This window comes from Nonomuraea sp. NPDC050663 (assembly GCF_044456985.1).
Classification (GTDB): domain Bacteria; phylum Actinomycetota; class Actinomycetes; order Streptosporangiales; family Streptosporangiaceae; genus Nonomuraea.
Map to the genome: position 1 here is coordinate 95,704 of NZ_JBITGL010000001.1, position 19,637 is coordinate 115,340.

At 68.9% G+C, this 19,637-nt stretch carries 17 protein-coding genes; 3 read left to right on the forward strand and 14 right to left on the reverse strand.

The annotated features are described in order from the left end of the window. Nucleotides 1-844 precede the first annotated feature (844 nt). Entirely contained in the window at nt 845-1,894 is a 1,050-nt protein-coding gene (locus ACIBH1_RS00520; protein ID WP_397311411.1) for an ankyrin repeat domain-containing protein, read from the reverse strand. Between the two features lie 425 nt (nt 1,895-2,319). Here ACIBH1_RS00520 and ACIBH1_RS00525 point away from each other — a divergent pair, with 425 nt between their 5' ends. Together ACIBH1_RS00525 and ACIBH1_RS00530 are read left to right on the forward strand one after the other, a co-directional pair. After that, nucleotides 2,320-2,937: a DUF6461 domain-containing protein gene (locus ACIBH1_RS00525; protein WP_397311412.1), complete on the forward strand. Its 618-nt coding sequence runs from the start codon at nt 2,320-2,322 to the stop codon at nt 2,935-2,937. A 450-nt stretch (nt 2,938-3,387) separates the two neighbouring features. Next, complete coding sequence (locus ACIBH1_RS00530) at nt 3,388-3,927, forward strand: GNAT family N-acetyltransferase (RefSeq protein WP_397311413.1); 540 nt, start codon at nt 3,388-3,390, stop codon at nt 3,925-3,927. Between the two features lie 256 nt (nt 3,928-4,183). Here ACIBH1_RS00530 and ACIBH1_RS00535 read toward each other — a convergent pair whose 3' ends face one another. The 3 genes from ACIBH1_RS00535 to proS form a co-directional block, all read right to left on the reverse strand. Then, nucleotides 4,184-6,100 (reverse strand): glycosyl hydrolase family 18 protein, encoded by a 1,917-nt coding sequence (locus ACIBH1_RS00535; protein ID WP_397311414.1) that lies wholly within the window; start codon nt 6,098-6,100, stop codon nt 4,184-4,186. An 81-nt stretch (nt 6,101-6,181) separates the two neighbouring features. Further along, complete coding sequence (locus ACIBH1_RS00540) at nt 6,182-7,396, reverse strand: threonine/serine exporter family protein (RefSeq protein ID WP_397311415.1); 1,215 nt, start codon at nt 7,394-7,396, stop codon at nt 6,182-6,184. A 220-nt stretch (nt 7,397-7,616) separates the two neighbouring features. Then, complete coding sequence (gene proS, locus ACIBH1_RS00545) at nt 7,617-9,029, reverse strand: proline--tRNA ligase (RefSeq protein ID WP_397311416.1); 1,413 nt, start codon at nt 9,027-9,029, stop codon at nt 7,617-7,619. Between the two features lie 147 nt (nt 9,030-9,176). Here proS and ACIBH1_RS00550 point away from each other — a divergent pair, with 147 nt between their 5' ends. After that, on the forward strand, nt 9,177-11,030 hold the full coding sequence (locus ACIBH1_RS00550; protein WP_397311417.1) for a GTP-binding protein: 1,854 nt from the start codon (nt 9,177-9,179) through the stop codon (nt 11,028-11,030). Nucleotides 11,031-11,032: 2 nt separating this feature from the next. On the opposite strand, the gene ACIBH1_RS00555 is transcribed toward ACIBH1_RS00550, so the two are convergent. From ACIBH1_RS00555 to ACIBH1_RS00600, 10 genes are all read right to left on the reverse strand, one after another. Then, nucleotides 11,033-12,085, reverse strand: coding sequence for a DNA alkylation repair protein (locus ACIBH1_RS00555; protein WP_397311418.1), 1,053 nt, complete (start codon nt 12,083-12,085; stop codon nt 11,033-11,035). A gap of 31 nt (nt 12,086-12,116) precedes the next feature. Beyond that, complete coding sequence (locus ACIBH1_RS00560; protein WP_397311419.1) at nt 12,117-12,731, reverse strand: GNAT family N-acetyltransferase; 615 nt, start codon at nt 12,729-12,731, stop codon at nt 12,117-12,119. A gap of 11 nt (nt 12,732-12,742) precedes the next feature. Next, a complete protein-coding gene (locus ACIBH1_RS00565) occupies nt 12,743-13,912 on the reverse strand; it encodes an ABC transporter permease (RefSeq protein WP_397311421.1) in 1,170 nt (389 codons plus the stop codon). Beyond that, nucleotides 13,912-14,577, reverse strand: coding sequence for an ABC transporter ATP-binding protein (locus tag ACIBH1_RS00570; protein WP_397311422.1), 666 nt, complete (start codon nt 14,575-14,577; stop codon nt 13,912-13,914). Before ACIBH1_RS00570 ends, ACIBH1_RS00565 begins: the two co-directional genes overlap by 1 nt. After that, nucleotides 14,570-16,186 (reverse strand): peptidoglycan-binding protein, encoded by a 1,617-nt coding sequence (locus ACIBH1_RS00575; RefSeq protein ID WP_397311423.1) that lies wholly within the window; start codon nt 16,184-16,186, stop codon nt 14,570-14,572. Before ACIBH1_RS00575 ends, ACIBH1_RS00570 begins: the two co-directional genes overlap by 8 nt. Beyond that, entirely contained in the window at nt 16,183-17,049 is an 867-nt protein-coding gene (locus ACIBH1_RS00580) for a hypothetical protein (RefSeq protein ID WP_397311424.1), read from the reverse strand. The genes ACIBH1_RS00575 and ACIBH1_RS00580 overlap by 4 nt, the downstream gene beginning before the upstream one ends. A gap of 52 nt (nt 17,050-17,101) precedes the next feature. After that, nucleotides 17,102-17,335, reverse strand: a complete 234-nt coding sequence (locus tag ACIBH1_RS00585; protein WP_397311425.1) for a hypothetical protein — start codon at nt 17,333-17,335, stop codon at nt 17,102-17,104. A gap of 248 nt (nt 17,336-17,583) precedes the next feature. Further along, nucleotides 17,584-18,771, reverse strand: a complete 1,188-nt coding sequence (locus tag ACIBH1_RS00590; protein WP_397311426.1) for an MFS transporter — start codon at nt 18,769-18,771, stop codon at nt 17,584-17,586. 120 nt (nt 18,772-18,891) lie between these two features. Further along, entirely contained in the window at nt 18,892-19,233 is a 342-nt protein-coding gene (locus ACIBH1_RS00595; protein WP_397311427.1) for a ClpX C4-type zinc finger protein, read from the reverse strand. Next, a complete protein-coding gene (locus tag ACIBH1_RS00600; RefSeq protein ID WP_397311428.1) occupies nt 19,226-19,555 on the reverse strand; it encodes a hypothetical protein in 330 nt (109 codons plus the stop codon). The genes ACIBH1_RS00595 and ACIBH1_RS00600 overlap by 8 nt, the downstream gene beginning before the upstream one ends. Between the last annotated feature and the right edge of the window lie 82 nt (nt 19,556-19,637).

The following is a 19,637-nucleotide window of genomic DNA, read 5'->3' on the forward strand; positions in this document are numbered from 1 at the left end:
CACCGACGCACTGTGGAGGGCGGTATTCAACTCGCGCGGTCGTGGGGAGCTGATCGAGCTGCTGCGAGCCAGGGGAGCTGACCCCGGCCAGGTGAACCGGCATGGGCAGACCCCGTTGGGGTTGGCCAGACTGATTGCCAACTATGACGTCGCACGATTCTTCGACGACCTGCCATAGGAAGGTGCGTTGTGGGCCCGTCCCTCCACCTACCGAGGTTCTGGGAGACGGTTCTCACCAGGGATCTCGATCGGTTGGAGCGTTGGCTATTGCAGGCTGTCGTTGAGCCTGTTGAGCGCCTTCAGGTTTCTGGGTTGGGGATCTGGGTGTAAACGTTCATGGTCACTGAGATCTGCGAGTGGCAAGGGATGCGCATCGCCACGCGCGGGTGGACGTCGAGGGCTGCCAGGAGCGAGGCGCAGGTGTGACGGGTGCTGAAGCTGTCCGCTGACCTGGCGCCGGCATTCGCACCCTTTCGGGAAGGCGTGCTCGTCCACGCTCGTTCATAGTCGAGTCTGCTCGTATCCGCACGTAGAAGCAGGTCCACGCCCGTGTGCGGTCCCGGCGTGGCTGATGTCCAGGCGAGTCGCAAGGGTATGGATCCAGGTCCCCAACGAACTGCGCGTCCGGATCAGGGACGGAACCTACCCGCCTGACGGTCGCTTCCCCGTCGAGGCGGGGCTACTTCGGTCTGCCGATTCCTGGTATTTCAAGGCCCCATTTGTCTCTCTTGGGCGCCCGGACGCCGCGTATCGACCTGCGGGCATCTCCATTGCCGCACCTCACAGCACCAGATGGCATCCGCGATCGGCAGCACGTTCCCACCGGCGTTCGCATCGACGAGTGTTACCGGTTCGAAGTTGATCTGACTCGCACGTGGGCAACGGCCCGATCAGTTGGAATCGGGTCTTGCATCGCACCTACTTCATACATCAGGCCCAGTAGTCCCGCTCGGGCAGTCGTAGCCAGGCGGCAGATGAGCCTGTGATCGGCAGGGCGTCGGCCAGGCGCAGGCCTGTACCGGCGCAGCAAAACGCCGGAGGGTGGTTGCTGTAGAGGTAGGCGGCGAGGATCTCCTCGGCAGGGGCATCCGGAGGAGTCATGTAGGCAGTATGCGTCTCCCCAAGCTAGGAACACGCCGTCTCGAGTGACGTGTCCGCTGATGCCGCCCTTGGGATTGGAGTACATGCTGTAGCAGACAGTGCCCGCCGAAAGGCGTTTGACGAGGCCGGGAGTGTCGAGGGTGTATCCCCAGGGTTGGGTGATTACGCAGCCGCCGGGTACGCCAGTGATGCCGACGATCAAATCGGCGTCCGGGACGTTGTACCAGGCCTCGTACAAGTCGTCGATGTCTATGTTGCCGGCGGGGGAGGCTTCCAGCCGAGCCGTCGCCTCGGCTGCGCTGACGCCGGCAACGCAGGCCAGGCTCAGGCCGTCGAAATAGACGTCTCCTAGTGCGGAAATCAGACGTTTGGCTTCCGCCGCGGCGGAAGCCTCGGCCGGGGAGAGACCGATGTCTGGTGAGGGGATGGGGAAAAGGCCGGGAGTAGGGCCGGCCAGACTGAGGCGGCCGGGAGACCAGCCATCCATCATGAGGCGCCACGGGTCCGCTCCCGCCGCGACGAGGGCTCGGGCGTTGTCGGTGCGGCCTGCGAAGACGGCCATCCAGAGGGCGGTGCGGCCTCGATGTTCGGCATCGACGTCGTCGACGCGCAAGGCCAGCTCGGCGACCACTTCAGGCGATCCACGCTCAGCCGCGATGTGCAGCGGCTTATCAAAGATGTTCACGCCGGAGTTGGGATCCGTGCCTGCGGCGAGTCGGCCGCGGATCAGGTCAAGATCTGTCCATCCATCATGGCCGACGATCAACCATCCGAGGTCATCGGCAGCAGACATGGCAACTCCTGAAATGCAGGGACATGTACGTAAGTGATCATGGCCTGCGGGACAGCCACTTGTGGCATCTTGCGAGGATCGGAGATTTGGTTGTTCACGTTGGTCCGGCTTCGGGGACAGACCCGCGATTCCAGGCATGGCGATCTTGCTAACGCGGATGCTAACAAAGGCCGTCGACTCTCATGGATGAGCAGGCACTCATGAGGCGCGCAAACGGGGAAGTCGGAGGTTCGTGGACATCCGCGAACGATCTCATCCTCACCTGCAAGCAGGAGCGCAGGGGTTCGATTCCCGGCTCTGCTGCTCTGGGGCCCTTCCGGATGATCCGAGAGGGCCTTTGTGATCTTCGAACGGTAACCTCTCCGGCTTCTGTCAGACCTTGCTGCGATGATCTTTCCAATCGCCCTGGTCGATGGAGGTCAAGCGTGGTTGATGCTGAGGTGGTGCGGGAGACCTACCTGCACTACAGGCAACTGTTAGATGACAGCTGGATGGGAGTGGCCATCTGCTGGACGGTGGTCCTGCCTCACGACGGGTCTGCGATGAGCCTCACGGAGACTGCTGATCGGGTAAGCGAGGCGGGACGGTACGAGGTCCATAAGACGGACACCTTCGAGCATGAGGAAACCTTCCTCTATCTGTCGGATAGCGCCCCTTGGGCGATGCTCGTCGAGTGTTCGGATCGGTACGTAGCGCTCTTCGAGTACAACGGATTTCGGGGTGTCTATCCACCGGTTCTTCCACGGCTGAGCTCGGGTGGGCGAGCCTACAGTGCCTACTGGAACGTCAATGCCGTCAACTCGATCGGCTTCGCCGCTGACGGTGAAATGGTGCTCTCCTTCAACGCCCTGTACGCCGAGGAAGCAATGGGGCTGCCAGGTTGGGCTCGGTGGCCACAGGTGCAGGCTGTGCTGCCCTATTTCGATTGGGAGAAGGGGGAGAACTGTTGGGCGGCCGCTCTGACCGCCATTGAACTCGCCACAGGAGTGAGGTTGAGTGAGGGGTGGACCAGCGAAGCGCCGTACTTTCTGATGGGTCGATAGAGCGCGCAGGACCTTTATCCGGGAGAGTTCTGCTCATCGCGTGTCATGAGCTCGTCTGGCCGTCATCCAGGCCGGCGTTCAGCGCGCAAAAGCATGGCGGCTATGGCCGCCGGGATGGTGAGCAGTTCAGCGGCCATACGTGCCGTGGTCGGCGACGGTCGCGGCGAGTGTGGATTCGCCGGGATGTCGCCCTCCGGTGTGCTTCCGGTGGGCGAGCGCGAGGTTCTCAGGGGATCCGGTACGGCAGTGCACCTTCGAAGGGCCAGCCGTTCTTCGACGGGACTGCCCGGGGTGGTCGGCCACATCTAAGGATCTGCCGAAGCTGAGCGTTGGAGGGAACTTTTGCCGACATGGGAGGGATCGCGGCGCAGTGGCATTGGGCTTCAGCGCTTGACGAGCCTACGAACGGTGCCTGCGATGCCGCAGAGCCTGCTGGGATAAGTTGGCCGTGTGGCGACATACGGGGATCTGCCCACAGAATTGGTGACCGAGCGGCTGCGGTTGCGGCCGTGGGTGGTGGCCGATGCCGTGGAGTATCGCGGCCTGTGGCTTGAACGAGACCGGCGAGCCCTGCGCCAGATCGACGCCGATGGACGTCCGACCGTCGACGACTTCCGCGCCTGGATTCTGGACGATCCCCTGGCGAAGGAGCCCGGTCTCGGGTTGTTGCCGATTGAGCTGCGTGCCACTGGCGAGTTCATCGGCTATTGCGGTCTGATCGTCGGCCAGGCGACCTATGACGAGCCCGAGATCGCCTACGAGCTGGCGCGACGCGCTCATGGGCATGGTTACGCGACGGAGGCGGCTCGGGCTGTGGTGGAGGCGGCCATCCGGACGGGGCGCAGGCGGTTGTGGGCGACGGTTCGGGAGTGGAACGCGCCGTCGTTCCGGGTGCTGGAGAAGGTCGGGTTCCAGCGGAGTGAGCGCGTCACGGAGGATGCGGAGCGCGGTGACTCGATTTGGATGACGCGCGTTCTGGATCAGGGTTAGAGCCTGGTGCTGTGCCGGGTGGTTGGGCCCGGCACAGCGAGGGGTGACTAGTTCCACTCGAGGCTGGGTGCGCCCCAGTCGACGCTGGCCGGACTCCACATGAAGTCGCTGTTCATACGGTGCTCCTCTCGTCGTCGGATGTTCTCGACGTTATGGGCAGCCCGCATAGACACCCCGGCGCCAGCCGTATAGGCGCCCGTATAAAGAGCCGGGCGCGGCCCCGAAGGAGCCGCGCCCGTAAGGTCACATCCAACCTCTACGCGAGGCCGGCCTTCATCGCGTTGATGAGCTCTCCGTTGGTCGTGTCACCCGACAGTTCCCAGAAGAACGCACCCCCAAGTCCCTGCTGCTTGGAGTACCCCATCTTCCCTCCGATGGTCGAGGGGGTGTCGTAGCTCCACCACTGGTTCCCGCAGTGCGCGTACGCCGTGCCGGCGATGGTCCCGGTGGCCGGGCAGCGGGTCTTGAGGACCTTGTAGTCCTCGTTGCCCTGCTCGTAGGTGCCGGGTGCGGGGCCTGTGGCGGTGCCGCCGGGTGCGGACTGGGTGACGCCCTGCCAGCCGCGGCCGTAGAAGCCGATGCCGAGCAGCAGCTTGCTGGACGGCACGCCCTTCGACTTGAGCTTCTGGATGGCGTTGTCCGAGTAGAAGCCGGGGGTCGGGATGCCGGCGTAGTTGGTCAGCGGCGAGTGGGGGGCGGTCGGGCCCTGGGCGGCCCAGGCGCCGAAGAAGTCGTACGTCATGACGTTGTACCAGTCGATGTACTGCGCGGCGCCTCCGTAGTCGGCGGCGTCGATCTTGCCGCCGTTGTTGCCGTCGGCGGTGATGGCGGCGGTGACGAGGTTGCTGGAGCCGAAGCGGTTGCGCAGCGCCTGCATGAGGTTCTTGAAGGCGGCCGGGCCGCTGGTGTCACAGGTCAGGCCGCAGGCGTTCGGGTACTCCCAGTCGATGTCGATGCCGTCGAACACGTCGGCCCAGCGCGGGTCCTCGACCAGGTTGTAGCAGGAGTCGGCGAAGGCGGTCGGGTTCTGTGCCGCCTGGCCGAAGCCGCCGGACCAGGTCCAGCCGCCGAAGGAGAAGAGGATCTTGATGTTGGGGTACTTGGCCTTGAGCTTCCGCAGCTGGTTGAAGTTGCCGCGCAGCGGCTGGTCCCAGGTGTCGGCGACGCCGTCGACGCTCTGGTCGGCGGTGTAGGCCTTCTCGTAGTCGGCGTAGGAGTCGCCGATGGTGCAGCGGCCGCCCTGGACGTTGCCGAAGGCGTAGTTGATGTGGGTCAGCTTGCTGCCCGAGCCGCTGGTGTCGATGTTCTTGACGTGGTAGTTGCGGCCGTAGACGCCCCACTGCACGAAGTAGCCGAGCAGCTTGTTGCCGCCGCCGGTGCAGCCGGCGGTGGTGCCGCTGACGGCGGCGCTGGCGGCCGACTCGCCGACGGAGTTGTAGGCCTTGACCGTGTAGGTCTTGGAGGTGCAGGCGGCCAGGCCGGAGATGGTGGTGCTGGTGCCGGTCACCGTGGCCCGCACGGTGGTGCCCTCGTAGACGCGGTAGCCGGTGACGGTTCCGCTGGAGGCGCCCCACGACAGGGAGATCGAGGTGTTGGTGACCCCGCTGACGGAGGGTGTTCCGGGCTGGCCGGGTGCGCCGTTGCCCTGCTGGGTGGAGGCGCTCAGCGGGCTGGACTGCGCCGACCAGTTGCCCGCGGCGTCGCGTGCACGGACGGTGTAGGAGTAGCTGGTTCCGGCGGCCAGTCCGGTGTCGTTGTAGGTGGTGCCGGTGACGGTGGCCACCACGGTGCCGCCGCGGGACAGCTCGTACCCGGTGACCCCGACGTTGTCGGTCGAGGCGTTCCAGGCCAGCGCGATGCTGCTCGTGCTGTTGCCGGTGGTGCGCAGGTTGCCCGGCACGCTGGGCGCCTGGGTGTCACCTCCGCCTCCGCCACCCGCACGCCACAGGGCCGGGACGTTCGGCGGCTCCCAGCCGGGCAGGGAGGTGTGGGCCTGGATGGCGGTGTAGTCGACTCCGTTGTAGGAGACGGCCGCGCCGACCGCATACGAGGTGTACGGCGCCCACGCGGGGGCTGCCATCTGCACGGCGCTCATGGCGCTGGGCGCGATGGCGACGGAGGTGCCCAGGGGTAACAGGAGGGCCCCGAGGACGGCGATCAACTGTCGTTTCATGTTCTGCTCCGGCTGAAGGGGGTGGGAGCAAGGAAACTATTAGGAAAGTTTCCTTTATATTTAGCCGGAAAGTATCCCGAGTCACCGGGGCAAGTCAAGGGCCCCCTGGCGAACCAGCAGGAAACCCGCGAGCAGCGCCAGGGCCACCGTCGGCACGATCAGCAGGAAGCTGAACAGGTCCTGCGCCCCCACGATCGGATGCCCGCCGATCAGCGCCGTGACCCCGCGCAGCCCGAGGCTGCCGACGGTCAGCGTGAAGAAGCCGCCCACCACGAGCTCCAGCCGCGGAGGAAGGGCGGGCGAGCGGGCCAGCAGTGTCGCGGCGGCGCCGAGGGCCGCGCCCGCCACGAGGGTGCCGACGAGATCGCCGCCGAGCTTGGCGAAGCCCGCGTACAGCAGGTAGGTGCCCATCGTGAGCGCGGCCATGATCGGGACGTTGCGCAGGCTCGCGTTGAAGGTCAGCGCCAGGCCGACGGTGAACGGGATCCAGGCCAGCACGATGAACCAGAACGGCAGGGTCCCGGGCTGGGAGGCCTCGAAGAGCGCCTGCCGTCCGGCGCCCGTGGCCTGGGCGGCCAGCTCCACGCCGATGATGATCTGAACGAGGATGAAGCTCGCCCACACCAGCCGGGTGGCCCCGGCCGAGATGCGGCCCACGGCCAGTTCGGCGGAGGCGGCCGACAGGTAGTCGCCGGGGATCACGATGAACAGCGCCGGCAGCATCAGCATCACCGGCCCGGTCGCGTAGGCCGCGTCGGTGAACACCGTCAGCGTCAGGCAGCCGATCACGAACGAGCCGATGAGCGGCAGCAGCGGCTCCCACCGGCGGCCGGTGAAGGCGACGAAGAGCACGCCCATGACCGCCCCGAGCACCACCGTGGTCAGCAGTTCCGTCCAGGTCGGCACCAGGCTCGGTGCGAAGCAGGCGGTGAAGAGGACGACGCCGACGATCCGCAGCCACCAGGGGTAGGGCGGGGGCGCGGCGAGGATGGCGTCGAGCCGCCGCCTGGCCTCGGCGAGGGGCAGGCCCGAGTGCATCTCGGCGACGAGTCGCTTGGCCTGCTCCAGCCGGTCGAGAGACAGGCCGGGCATGGTCTCGATGACGTCGACGGTGCTGGTGGCGCCGTCGTCGATGCGCAGGACGAGCTGGTCGGGCAGGACGAGCAGGTCGGCGTCGAGGCCGTGGGCCGCGCCGACCCGCCTGACCGACTCGCGCACGACGAAGACACCCTCGGCGCTCCCCGCCAGCAGCAACCGGGCCACGTCGATGAGCAGCGCTCGCGCGTCATCCTTCACGGCCTGTGTTTACCCGTGGTGATCAAGATGTCACTTATGGGCGTCAGGTAGAATATGATCATGCAGAAGAAGTTCAGCATCGGCCAGGCGATCCTGCTGCTGCTCCTCATGGTGTTCGCGATCGTCTGCGTCGTCATGACCGCGAACGACACCCTGCCCAGCTTCCTCATGTGATGCGACGGGGTGACGCCCCCGACGGCTCCGGAAGGCCCGCCCTGCTTCAGTAAGCCCGCCCGAAGATCACCCGCTTGCCGTACGCCGACGGCTGGTCGCAGCGCACGCAGGTGCCGCTCTCCGCGGGGCCGGCCAGGGGGATGCAGCGCGGCGTCGCCGCCGTCTCCGCCTTGATGAGGTCTTCGCACGACGGCCGCCCGCAGTGCAGCGTGAGCGCCCAGCCCGTCGAGACGGCCGCGGCGAAGGATTCCCACGTGCCGACCGTGACCGTGTGCTCGTCGCGGAAGGCGGTGGCGCGCTGGAGCAGCGACTCCTGGAACTCCTCCAGGATCACGGGGAGCGCCGACGGGAGCGTGTCGAGCGGCACGCTCTCCTTCCCAGGAGCGAGGCGGCGGGCCAGGACCGCCGCGCCCGACTCCAGGTCGCGCGGTCCCACCTCCAGCCGGATCGGCACCCCGCGCAGCTCCCACTCGTTGAACCGGAACCCGGGCGACAGGTGCGGCCGGTCGTCGACGTGGACGCGCACGCCGGCCGCGCGCAGCCGTACGGCCAGCTCGTGGCAGGCGGGCGCGGTGTCGCGGATCGGGACGATCACGACCTGGTACGGCGCGAGCCTGGGCGGCAGCACCAGCCCCTTGTCGTCGCCGTGCGTCATGATCACCGCCCCGATCATGCGGGTTGTCATGCCCCACGACGTGGTGTGGCACAGCTCCCGCCGCCCTGACGCCGCCGTGTAGCCGATGTCGAAGGCCCGCGCGAAGTTGGCGCCCATGTAGTGGGAGGTGCCGCACTGCAGCGCCTTGCCGTCGCGCATCATGCCCTCGATCGTGTACGTGCGCACGGCTCCGGCGAAGCGCTCGCCGGGGGTCTTCTCGCCGGGCACGACGGGAATGGCCGCGATGTCGCGGGCGACCTGTTCGTACAGCCCGAGCGCGAGCATGGTCTCGCCCATCGCGTCGGCCTCGTCGGCGTGCGCGGTGTGGCCCTCCTGCCACAGGAACTCGGTCGTGCGCAGGAACATGCGCGGGCGCATCTCCCAGCGCACGACGTTGGCCCACTGGTTGAGCAGCAGGGGCAGGTCACGGTGCGAGGAGATCCACTTGGCCATCATCTCGCCGATGATGGTCTCGGAGGTGGGCCGCACGATGAGCGGCTCCTCCAGCTCCTTGCCGCCCGCGTGGGTGACGACGGCCAGCTCGGGGGCGAAGCCCTCGACGTGCTCGGCCTCGCGCTGCAGGTAGCTCTCGGGGATCAGCAGCGGGAAGTAGGCGTTCTCGTGCCCGGTGTCCTTGATGCGGCGGTCGAGCTCGGCCTGCAGCAGCTCCCAGAGGCGGTAGCCGTACGGTCGGATGACCATGGTGCCCTTGGCCGGGCCGCGGTCGACGAGCTGCGCCTTGGCGACCAGCTCGTTGTACCAGGCCGAGAAGTCCTCACTCTGGGGCGTCACACCACGGTTCATGCGGGCGAGGATAGCGAGCGGAAAACCGGTTGACCTCGAATTATCGCTCTGGTCAACTGAACGGCGACGAAGGGAGCACGGGCATGAGGCGCACGTCGATGCGAGAGACGCGAGGACTATCCATCGACGACAAGGGCCTGACGCCTAGTGCAATCGCTGAATCTTGGGATCCTGGCGCATGTAGACGCCGGTAAGACCAGCCTGACCGAGCGGCTGTTGTTCGCCGCCGGTGTCATCGACTCCCTGGGGAGTGTCGATGACGGCAGCACCCAGACCGACTCCCTGGCGCTGGAGCGCCAACGCGGCATCACCATCAAGTCCGCGGTCGCCTCCTTCGCCATCGACGATCTCACCGTCAACCTGATCGACACCCCCGGTCACCCGGACTTCATCGCCGAGGTCGACCGGGTGCTCAGCGTGCTCGACGGGGCGGTGCTGGTCGTCTCGGCCGTGGAAGGAGTGCAGGCCCAGACCAGGGTGCTGATGCGCGCCCTGCGCCGCCTGCGCATCCCCACGGTCGTCTTCGTCAACAAGATCGACCGCATGGGCGCGCGTGCGGACCTCGGCATCCCCGGCTCGGCGCCGGTGGGCCGGATCCGCGACGCGGGCACGCGGCGGGCGGCGTTCGTGCCGTACGGCCCCGCCGAGCTGACCGAGCTGCTGGCCGAGCACGACGACGAGGCGCTGGCCGCCTACCTCGAAGGAGGTACGGTCACCCGATCGCGGCAGGTCATGCCCGTTTTCTACGGCTCGGCGATCACCGGCGCGGGCGTGCCGGAGCTGATGCGCGGCATCAGCGAATGGCTGCCCGCTGCGCAGGGCGACCCCGACGGCGAGGTCGAGGGCACGGTGTTCAAGATCGAGCGCGGAGCGGCCGGGGAGAAGATCGCCTACGTGCGGATGTTCGCCGGGACGCTCCACGTGCGCGACCGGCTGCCGAGCGGCCGGAAGATCACCGCCTTGCAGGACGTCGTCGGCAGGGGCAGCTCGCTGCCCGCCGGTCACATCGGCAGGGTGTGGGGCCTCGACGACGCCAGGATCGGCGACCCGCTGGGCGCCGCCCGCACCACCGGCCGGGTCTTCGCGCCGCCCACCCTGGAGACCGTCGTCGAGTCGCCGGACAAGGGCGCGCTGCAGGCGGCGCTGATCCAGCTCGCCGAGCAGGACCCGCTGATCAACCTGCGCCAGGACGACCTGCGCAGGGAGTTGTCGCTGTCGCTCTACGGGGAGGTGCAGAAGGAGGTCATCCAGGCGACCCTGGCCGACGACTTCGGCATCGAGGTGAGCTTCCGCGAGTCGACCACGCTCTGCGTCGAGCGGCCGGTGGGCGGCGGCGAGGCGGTGGAGTTCAACGGCAAGGACGACAATCCGTTCCTGGCCACGGTCGGCCTGCGCGTCGAACCGGCCGAGCCGGGCGCCGGGGTCACCTTCCGCCTCGGCGTCTCGCTGGGGGACATGCCGTACGCGTTCTTCAAGACGGTCGAGGACACCGTGCACGAGACCCTGCGCGAGGGGTTGCACGGCTGGCAGGTCGCCGACTGCGTCGTGACCATGACGCACTGCGGCTACTCGCCCAAGCAGAGCGCGATGCACGCCGGCTTCGACAAGAGCATGTCGAGCACCGGCGCCGACTTCCGCGGGCTGACGCCGCTGGTGCTGATGGAGGCGCTGAAGCGGGCGGGGACGCGGGTGCTGGAGCCGGTGCACCGCTTCAGGCTGGAGCTGCCGCCCGACACCCTGGGCGTGGTGCTCCCGGCGCTGGCCAAGGTGAACGCCGTGCCGTACACCGCGGGGCCGGTCGTGGAGGGGGAGATCCCCGCCGGGCGCGTGCACGCGCTGCAGCTGGAGCTGCCGACGCTCACCCGCGGCGAGGGGCTGATGGAGAGCGACTTCGCGCGCTACGAGCCGGTCAAGGGCGCTCCTCCGGCGCGGCGCAGGACCGACCACAACCCGCTGGACCGCAAGGAGTATCTGCTCCACGTGATGCGAAGGGTCGGGTGAGGTCACCGCTCCACCAGGACGAAGGGCGCGCTCGCCCGCACCTGGCCGTTGACGACGATCTCGAGCTCGCGGGGGCCGGGCGGCTCGACCCTGGTGGTGACGGGCCGGAAGGAGTGGGACCTGGCCACGGTGAACAGCTCGCCCGCCGCCGTGGCCACCCGCTCGCCCAGGTGGAAGACGCGGCGTGAGCCCTCGCGGCGCACGGCGTAGCGCAGGACGAGCGGGCCGGGCCCGTCGGCGCGCAGGGTGACGGTGAAGGGCAGCTTGTCGCCCACGGCCACGGTGTCGTCGACGGTCAGCGACTCGACGCGCCCGGTGCCCGGGGCCGCTCCGACCAGGGCCAGGGCGCCGGGATGGCCCGAGCGCAGCAACCCGCGCAGGGCGTGGCGCAGCACGCGCTCGACGTGGGAGCCGCCTTCGGAACGCCAGCGCCCGAGCAGGTCGAGGGCGGCCTCGGGATGCTCCTTGGTCAGGTCGTTGACATGGTTGGCGACCGAGCGGCGGACATACTCGCTCGGATCGTCGCGCAGCGCGTCGAGGATGGGATAGGTGGGACCGGGAACCATGAGCCGGCCCACCCGCGTGGCCCACGGCAGCCGCGCCCGCGTGCCCTCGGAGGCCAGGCGGCGCAGGTGCTCGTCGGGCGAGCCGGCCCAGCCGCGCATGATCTCCAGCGCGGCCTCGCCGTAGCGCTCCAGATAGGGACGGACGGCGAACTCGCCGGTGGAGTAGGGGGTCAGGACCGCCAGGGTCCGCATGGCCTCGTCGAGGTGGTCGAGCCCCCGGGCGGCGACGTAGTCGGTGACGGGCCAGCCGCTCCACATGTCGAGCCGGCCGGCGACGGAGCGCAGCAGCGGAGCCGCCGAAGGGAAGGGCATCGGCAGCGACTCGTGGAGCGCCACGGCCACCCGCCTGATGCGCTCCTTCAGCTCCAGCTCCGACAGGGCGGACTCGACGAAGCGCTCGTGCGGGAACTGCGGCCACGCGGCCGCCAGGCCGTCGGCCAGGACGGTCACGGACCGGCGGTTGATCATCTCTTTCAAGGGCTGGGCCACGCACCGTAGGCTGCCAGACGGCACCGACAGTTCAGCGCCCGAGCCGCTCCAGCAGCCGCGCCCTGACCTGCGGCCATTCGGCGTCGATGATGGAGAAGATCGCCGAGTCACGGTAGCGCCCGTCCTCGCCCGGAGCCCACGACCGCGACCAGTTGCGCAGCACGCCCTCGAACGTCGCGCCCGCCTTCGCGATGGCGGCGCGCGAACGCTGGTTGCGCGCGTCGGTCTTCAGATCGACGCGCACCACCTTCCACTCCTCGAAGGCGTGACCGAACAGCAGCAGCTTGGACTCGGTGTTGAACCCGGTGCCCTGGACGTCGCCCGCCAGCCAGGTGAAGCCGACCTCGATGGCCGACAGCGTGTCCGCGTCGAGCCAGAAGCGCGGCTCCCAGTAGGACGTGACGCCGACGGCCCGGCCGGTGGACCGGTCGATCTGGGCGAAGGGGGCCAGCCGGCCCGTCGCCGCCATGGCGACCAGCCGGTCCAGGTACTCCCCGACGTCGTCGGCGCGGGGAACCATCGTGAAGGCGTACGAGCTGCGGTCCACCTCGGCGGCCACGGCCAGGTCGGCGGCGTGGCGGCGGTCGAGGGGCTCCAGGCGCACCAGGGCGCCCTCCAGGGTGGGCGCGTAGAGCTTGAAGGTCACCCCCGCAGTATTCACCGCAGCGCCTCGACGGGCTCCATGCGGGCGGCCCGCAGTGCCGGATAAAGGCCCGCCAGCAACCCCACGAGTGCTCCCGCGAGCGGCGACACGAGGGCCAGCCGCAGGTCGAGGACGGGGGTCCAGGTCTTGACCGCCGAGACCGCCACGACCACGCCGATGCCCAGGCAGGCTCCGACTATCCCGCCGATCAGGCCGATGAAGCCCGATTCCGTGAGGAACTGGTAGGCGATGTGGCGCCGTCCCGCGCCGAGCGCGCGGCGCAGGCCGATCTCGTTGACCCGCTCCATCACGGTGACCAGCGTGACGTTGGCGATGCCGACCGCGCCCACGACCAGCGAGACCAGCCCGAGGATGAGGAAGAGCCCGTTGACGTCCTCCTGCACCCCGTCCTTGGCCCTGGTCGGCGAGGGCGGCGCGATGACCCTCAGCTCGCCCGCGCCGCCGCGCGGGTCGAGCATGAGGGGCGCCTGGCGGGCGATCAGCTCGGCCGCGCCGAGCCTGGTGGAGATCAGCACCCGGGTGACCGAGCGCAGCCCGAACTCGGGGCCGAGCGCGGGCGGGATCAGCACCGCGGTGGCCAGAGACGTCTCGCGCCGGAAGCCGCCCAGGATGCCGATCACCGTGTAGGCCCGGCCGCCGATGAAGACCGCGGGCGCGTGCCGTACGTCCGTGATGCCCAGCATCTCGGCCGCGTCGGCTCCCAGGACGACGACCCGGTCGCGGCGGGCGGAGTGGCCCTCGTCGTAGAACCGGCCCGACAGGATCCGTCCCTTGACGGTCCTGGGCAGGTCGGGCCCGGCGGCGACGACCGCGAGGGTCTGGCCGGACACGCGCGTGGGGTCGATGACGGCGTTGGCGGTGACGCTCTGGTTGGAGCTCTTCTCCGACTGCGCCAGCGCGGTCGCCGACTCGACGCCGTTGAGGCGGGTGAGCCCGGCGACGTCGTTCCAGCCGACGCGGTCCTCGGGCGTCTCGACGATCACCGACGTGGCCGTCAGGGCGTCGAACCGGCCCACGATCTGGTTGCCGGCGGTCGCGGCGATGCCCAGGGTGATCACCAGGGTGCCGATGCCGAGGACGGTGCCGAGCGTCGTCAGCGCCGAGCGCACGGGCCTGGCCAGCATGCCCGCCAGCGCCTCTTCCCACAGGTCGCGCGGGCCCATCACTCCTCCACCAGGGCGCCGTCGGCGATCCTGACGCGCCGGGCCGCGCGCGAGCTGACCTCGTCCTCGTGGGTGATCACCAGGATGGTCAGCCCCTCGGCCCGCAGCGAGTCGAACAGTTCCAGCACCGCGCCGGTGTTGCGGCTGTCGAGGTTGCCGGTGGGCTCGTCGCACAGCAGCAGCGAGGGCTCGCCCATCAGCGCCCGCGCGATGGCGACGCGCTGGCGCTCGCCGCCCGACAGCGTGGCGGGGGAGAAGTCGGTCCTGTGCGTCATCCCGACCCGCCGCAGCGCCTGTACGGCACGCTCGCGCCGCCCGGAGCGCGAACGTCTCCCGTACACCTCGGCGAGCATGACGTTCTCCGCGACCGTCCGGTGCGCCAGCAGGTGGAACGACTGGAAGACGAAGCCGATGCGCCTGCCGCGCAGCCTGGTCCTGTCGCCGTCCTTCAGCGACGTGGTCTCCACGCCGTCGAGCAGGTAGGAACCGGAGCTGGGCCGGTCGAGCAGCCCGAGGATGTTCAGCAGGGTCGACTTGCCGGAGCCCGAGGGCCCCACGATCGCCATGTAGTCGCCCGCGTCGACGCGCATCGACACCGACGAGAGCGCCACGACGGGCCCGAACGAGCGGTTGACGTCGTCGAGCGCGATGACCGGCTCACCCATGACCGACCACCACCAGGTCGCCCTCGTTCAGCGCGCCGTCGACCTCGACCTCGCCGTCGGCGGCCAGGCCGGTGCGCACCTCGACCTCCTCGACCTCGCCCGGCGAGCGCTGCACGCGGACGCGCGCCTTGCCGTCGGCGCCGGTGATGATGGCCGCGATCGGCACGGTCAGCACCTCGCCGTCGGTGGCGCCCACCGAGATCCGTACGGTGACCTGCGATCCCACGAGCCCGGCCAGGGCCTTCGACGCCTCGGGCGTCAGCACGACGGACTTGCCGATCGAGGTGAGCCTGGCGGGGAAGGTGCGGCCGTCGGCGGTCTCCATGACCGCCTTGGCGCCCTTGCGCAGCAACGCGGCCTCCTTGTCCTCCACGACGCCGGTCACCGCGTACCCGGAGCTGGTCACGGTGCCGGCCTTGTCGGCCAGGACCGCCCCGGCCTGCGCGCTGACCTTCTCCAGCCGGGCGGGCAGGTCGGGCAGGAAGACGAGCTCTCCCGCCGGCACGCTGACGCCGTACGTCGTGAGGTAGTCGGCCAGGATGGCGCGGGCGGAGGCCAGGTTGGCCTGGCCGTTGGAGACCTTCTTGGCCAGCGGCGACAGCTGCCTGGCCTGGCGCAGCGCCTGCTCGGCCGAGACGACCGCCTCCTGGGCGGCGCCGGCGGCGGCGCGCAGCTCCTCCAGCCGCTTGTCCCTGGCCGCCGCGGCCTGCTCCAGGAAGGAGGAGACGGCGGCCCTGGCGTCGTCGAGGTCGCGCCGGGCGTTGTCGAGCTTGAGCTGCAGCGCCGGGGTGCTGCCCGCGGCGAGCGCGGCCTCGGCCTCCAGCACCGCCTGCTCGGCGGAGCGTACGGCACGCTCCAAATCGCGAAGCCTGGTCTCGTCCTCCGGCGCGGTCTGCTGCTCCTCGGCCCGTTCGAGGTTGCCCTCGGCGACCGCGAGCGCCTGGCGCGCGTTGTCGAGCTTGAGCTTGAGCGGGAGCACGTCGCGCCCGTTGGCCAGGGCCTTGCGGTCGGTCAGCAGGGCCTCCTCGGCGCTCTGCACGGCCTGCTTGAGCTGCTGCAACTGCTGCTTGGCCGCCAGGTCGGGCTCCTGGGCGCGGTAGCCGAGCTCGTCGTACCAGCGTTCGACCGCCGCGATCGTGGACGCGTCGAACACGCCCGTGACCGGGACGGAGTGTCCGAGCCGCCGCAGTGCCTGCTGCAGCTGCCGTACGTCCTTGCCGGAGGTGCCGGGGGTGAGCGTCCGGTACATGGGCTCCTTGCCCTCCAGCACCACGACCGGCCGGCCGTTGACCTCCATCACCAGCTCGCCCTCGGTGAGCTTGCCGCGCTTGGGCGCCTTGGTCACCCGCTGGATCCCCGGAGCGCCGCCGACGACGCCGGCCAGGGTGAGCGGGGTCGGCGAGCCGTACGAGAGCTCGCCGTTGACGGTGACCGTGCTGACCAGCTTCTTCCTGCGGACCTCCGCCGTGATCGGCGACGGGTCCGGGGCCTTGCGTGAGGCGAGCTCGTCGGCGGGGGAGCGCAGCTTCGAGCCCACCGCCCAGCCGGCGCCCGCGATGACGAGCACGCCCGCCACCACGAGTGCCAGCAGCCGCCTGGAACGCCTCATTCGCGCACGTCCACGCCGTATTCGCCCTTCACCCTCGTCTGCAGCGCCAGGGACTTGGGCTGGTACTCGGCGTAGAACGCCTTCCCGCACTCCAGGTCGTCGAGCGCGGCCTTGATCTCCTTGTCGAGGAGCGGCTTGGCCTGCTCGGGAGTGATCTCGAGGGCGACGACCTTGCCCATGCCCTTGCCGCCGCCTCCCATCTCCTTCTGGAACTTCGACATCTCCTTGCCGAACTCGTCGCGCCCGCGCTTGGCGACGGCGACGGGCTGGGAGGAGTCGACCTTGTAGCCCTTGTCCTGCAGGCACGTGGCCGTGGCCGCCGCCAGTTCCACGAGCTTGGCGTCGCCGTTCAGCTCGCGGGTCCTGAGCTGCTCCATGGCCTTCATGGTCTTCTCGTAGTGGTCGAACACTCCCTTGACGTCCTTGCCGAGCACCTGCTTGACGGCCTGGCCGTAGCAGGCCTCGGAGGCGTCCTGGTAGGCCATGCGCTGCTTCTCGGAGAGCTTCTCCATGATCTTGTGGTTGGGGTCGGGGGAGTCCTCGCCGATGCTGCGGGCCCTGGCGCCGAACTTGCCCGGGTGCACGATCATGGAGAAGACGCCGAAGCCGTACTTCTCGCGGTAGGTCTTCATGAGGGCGTAGTCGCCGCTGCGGCCCTTGACGATCTCCGGGTCCTCGGTGGGCTCCGGCCAGACGAACGCGGTGTAGGTGAAGCCCTTCTGCTTCATGCAGTCGGCCTTCACCGCCTCGACGCGCTGCTGCTGGACCTTGGGGTCGACGGTGGGCGAGGGCTGTGCCTCGGGGGTGGTGGCGGCGCATCCGGCGACGGCGGCCATCACAAACAGAGCGATTACTCGGGACATGGCCGACAAGAGTGGAGTGAACTCCCTGAAGCCACCCTGAAGAGACCTGGAGTCAGCCGCCGAGAATGCGCGGCGTTATGCGCCGGTGGTCGATGAAGGCCAGATAGCTGGCGAACGCGCCCAGCACCCACATCTCGACCTGCTCGCCGGTCAGCATCATGTTCTCACCGTCGTGCAGCACGACCTCGTAGACGTCGGGTCGCTCGAGACTCCAGGCGAGCAGGACGTTCTCGTAGACGAGCACGTCGAGCATGGCCGCGAGGTTCTCGTGCTCGAGGCAGGACATGACCGGGCTCCCGCTGAGTCGGCGTGGATCCCTCGCCGCCCTCATTCTGCCTCACCGAGCCGTCCCCCTGCTCCGGCTCCCCGAGGTGCGTCTCGGGGAGCCGGAGCCCGTCTCACTCGGCGGCTAGCCGCTCTGCCTCCTCGTGCAACGCCAGGACCAGGAGCAACTCCAGCCGGAGGTCGTCCAGATCGGGCGTCGCGAGGCCGTCGATGACGTGCATGGTTGGGCCTCCCTGATCAAGTGACGCCTCAGGAGTCACAGAGGTTTACCGGCCGCCACGCGAAAATCGCGATGAGCGCCATCGCGGCGAACGCGATCCAGTACGGACCGGCCAGCCCGAACCAGCGCGCAAGGTACCCGCCGAGCAGGGTGCCGAGCGCGACGCCCGCCATGTCGGCCAGCCGGTAGGCCCCGCCGACGCGGCCCTGGAGCCGGTCGGGCACCGAGCGCTGCCAGGTGGTCGCGACCACGTTGCCCCACACCATGGCGTGCACGGCGAAGAGCGTCAGGGTCGCCGCCGCCACCCAGCCGCTGGTCGTCAGTGCGAGGACCAGGTGGGTGACGGTCTCGGCCAGCAGCCCGGCCCGCAGCAGCGTGCTGGTGCGGAAGCGGGCCTGCAGCCAGGGGCTGCATGCCGTACCGAGGAGCGCGCCCAGGGCGTGGGCGGTGAGCAGCAGGCCGTACTGGAACGCCGACAGGCCCAGGTGCTCGGTGGCGTAGAGCACCTGGGTGGCGAAGGCGGCGGCGAACGGGACCTGCATGATCGCCATGGTCACGTTCAGCGTGCGCAGGGCACGATGCCGCCAGAGCCAGGCGACACCCTCGCGGATCTCCCTGAGCAGCGGCTTCGGGTCGCCGGGCGTCACGGAGTAGGGCCGCATCCAGAAGACGATCAGGGCGGCCAGAAGCATGGTGGCCGCGTTGGCCCCGAAGGGCAGCGCGGCGCCCATGGTGAACAGCCAGGCCCCGATGGGCTTGGCCATCCACATGTTGATCACCGTGAAGGTCGCGCCGAGCCTGGCGTTGGCGACCGGGAGCAGGTCGGGGTGGACGACGGCGACCAGGCGCCCCGCCGAGGCGGAGTCGGCGAAGACCTCGCCCACGCCCATCAGGAACAGGACGGCGTACAGCAGCAGGACGGTGACCGTGCCGGTGGCGACCGAGAGCGCCAGGGCGGCCAGGACCGCGGCCCTGCAGAGGTTGACGACGATGAACAGCCGTTGGCGGTTGACGCGGTCGGCGACCGCGCCCCCGACGAGGGCCAGCAGCAGCCAGGGAAGTTGCTGCACGAGGCCCGCGCCGGCGACGAGGACGGGGTCGGTGGTCAGGGTGGCGACGAGCAACGGGCCGGCGACGAGATTGAGGCCGTCGCCCAGGTTGGAGACAGCGCTGGCACCCCACAGCTTGTGGAATTCCGCGCCGATCTTGGCACGCAAAGGAGAGCTCCTTGTGAAGGGCCGGATTCAGGGTCCGTATGCCGCTTCCGGAGCTGGACTCAGAGGTGGTCTACAGCGCCGGAGCGGGACCCTTGGCCATACACATGAGCGCTCTCCCTTTTACTCGGATCTGAACCGTTCCCAGGCGGATTGTCTCGTCATACCGAGCGCGGCGCCAATCCTTTCCCAGCTGACGTTGCGCTCGCGCAGGGCGGCGACCCACTCGTGGAGGTTGTTGTCGATCTGGGACTGGACGGCCACGACCTTGGGAAGGTGGTCGAGGATCTGCTGGTCGGTCATCGACTCCCAGAGCGGGAGTTGGGCCTTGAGGTCGGCTTCGAGGATCTCGTTGCACAGGCCGACGCACTCGTTGCAGATGTAGACGCCGGGCCCGGCGATCAGCTTGAGGATGTCGTCCTTGGACTTCTGGCAGAAGGAACAGCGCAGTGTCAGGTCAGGCATGTCCTGACACTAGACCGTCAGGTTGCTCCTGACAATCCCCCAGCAGCTCCTGCCTTTCCTGGTTGATGCGGCGGCAGAGCGTGATGTAGGCGTTGACGACGCGGCAGTAGGCCGCGCGCGCCTGCTCGTACTGGGTGGCGCAGGTCATGATCCGCTCGACGTCGCCCTCCCGCTCGGCGTCGGTGAGCACCCGCTTGGCATGCGTGACGATCTCCTCCGCCCGCTGCCGTGTCTTACGGAGCAAGGCCGAGCACTCCTGAAGTTCCTTGAGTCGTGATGAGGAGACGATGAGCTCGGCAGCACGCACGAGATCAGATCTCATTCCGACACACCTCCCCGGTCAAGGTCGTCTGAGTGTAGACGCGCCATGCTCGCGGCCGGATCACGCCGGATGGCAGGGGGTA

Excerpts from the sequence above, each read along its gene's own strand:
- ACIBH1_RS00520 (WP_397311411.1), bottom strand. The coding sequence starts at position 1,894 with ATGTCTGCTGCCGATGACCTCGGATGGTTGATCGTCGGCCATGATGGA.
- ACIBH1_RS00535 (WP_397311414.1), bottom strand. The coding sequence starts at position 6,100 with ATGAAACGACAGTTGATCGCCGTCCTCGGGGCCCTCCTGTTACCCCTG.
- proS (WP_397311416.1), bottom strand. The coding sequence starts at position 9,029 with ATGAACCGTGGTGTGACGCCCCAGAGTGAGGACTTCTCGGCCTGGTAC.
- ACIBH1_RS00565 (WP_397311421.1), bottom strand. The coding sequence starts at position 13,912 with ATGGGCCCGCGCGACCTGTGGGAAGAGGCGCTGGCGGGCATGCTGGCC.
- ACIBH1_RS00570 (WP_397311422.1), bottom strand. The coding sequence starts at position 14,577 with ATGGGTGAGCCGGTCATCGCGCTCGACGACGTCAACCGCTCGTTCGGG.
- ACIBH1_RS00575 (WP_397311423.1), bottom strand. The coding sequence starts at position 16,186 with ATGAGGCGTTCCAGGCGGCTGCTGGCACTCGTGGTGGCGGGCGTGCTC.
- ACIBH1_RS00580 (WP_397311424.1), bottom strand. The coding sequence starts at position 17,049 with ATGTCCCGAGTAATCGCTCTGTTTGTGATGGCCGCCGTCGCCGGATGC.
- ACIBH1_RS00585 (WP_397311425.1), bottom strand. The coding sequence starts at position 17,335 with ATGTCCTGCCTCGAGCACGAGAACCTCGCGGCCATGCTCGACGTGCTC.
- ACIBH1_RS00595 (WP_397311427.1), bottom strand. The coding sequence starts at position 19,233 with ATGCCTGACCTGACACTGCGCTGTTCCTTCTGCCAGAAGTCCAAGGAC.
- ACIBH1_RS00600 (WP_397311428.1), bottom strand. The coding sequence starts at position 19,555 with ATGAGATCTGATCTCGTGCGTGCTGCCGAGCTCATCGTCTCCTCATCA.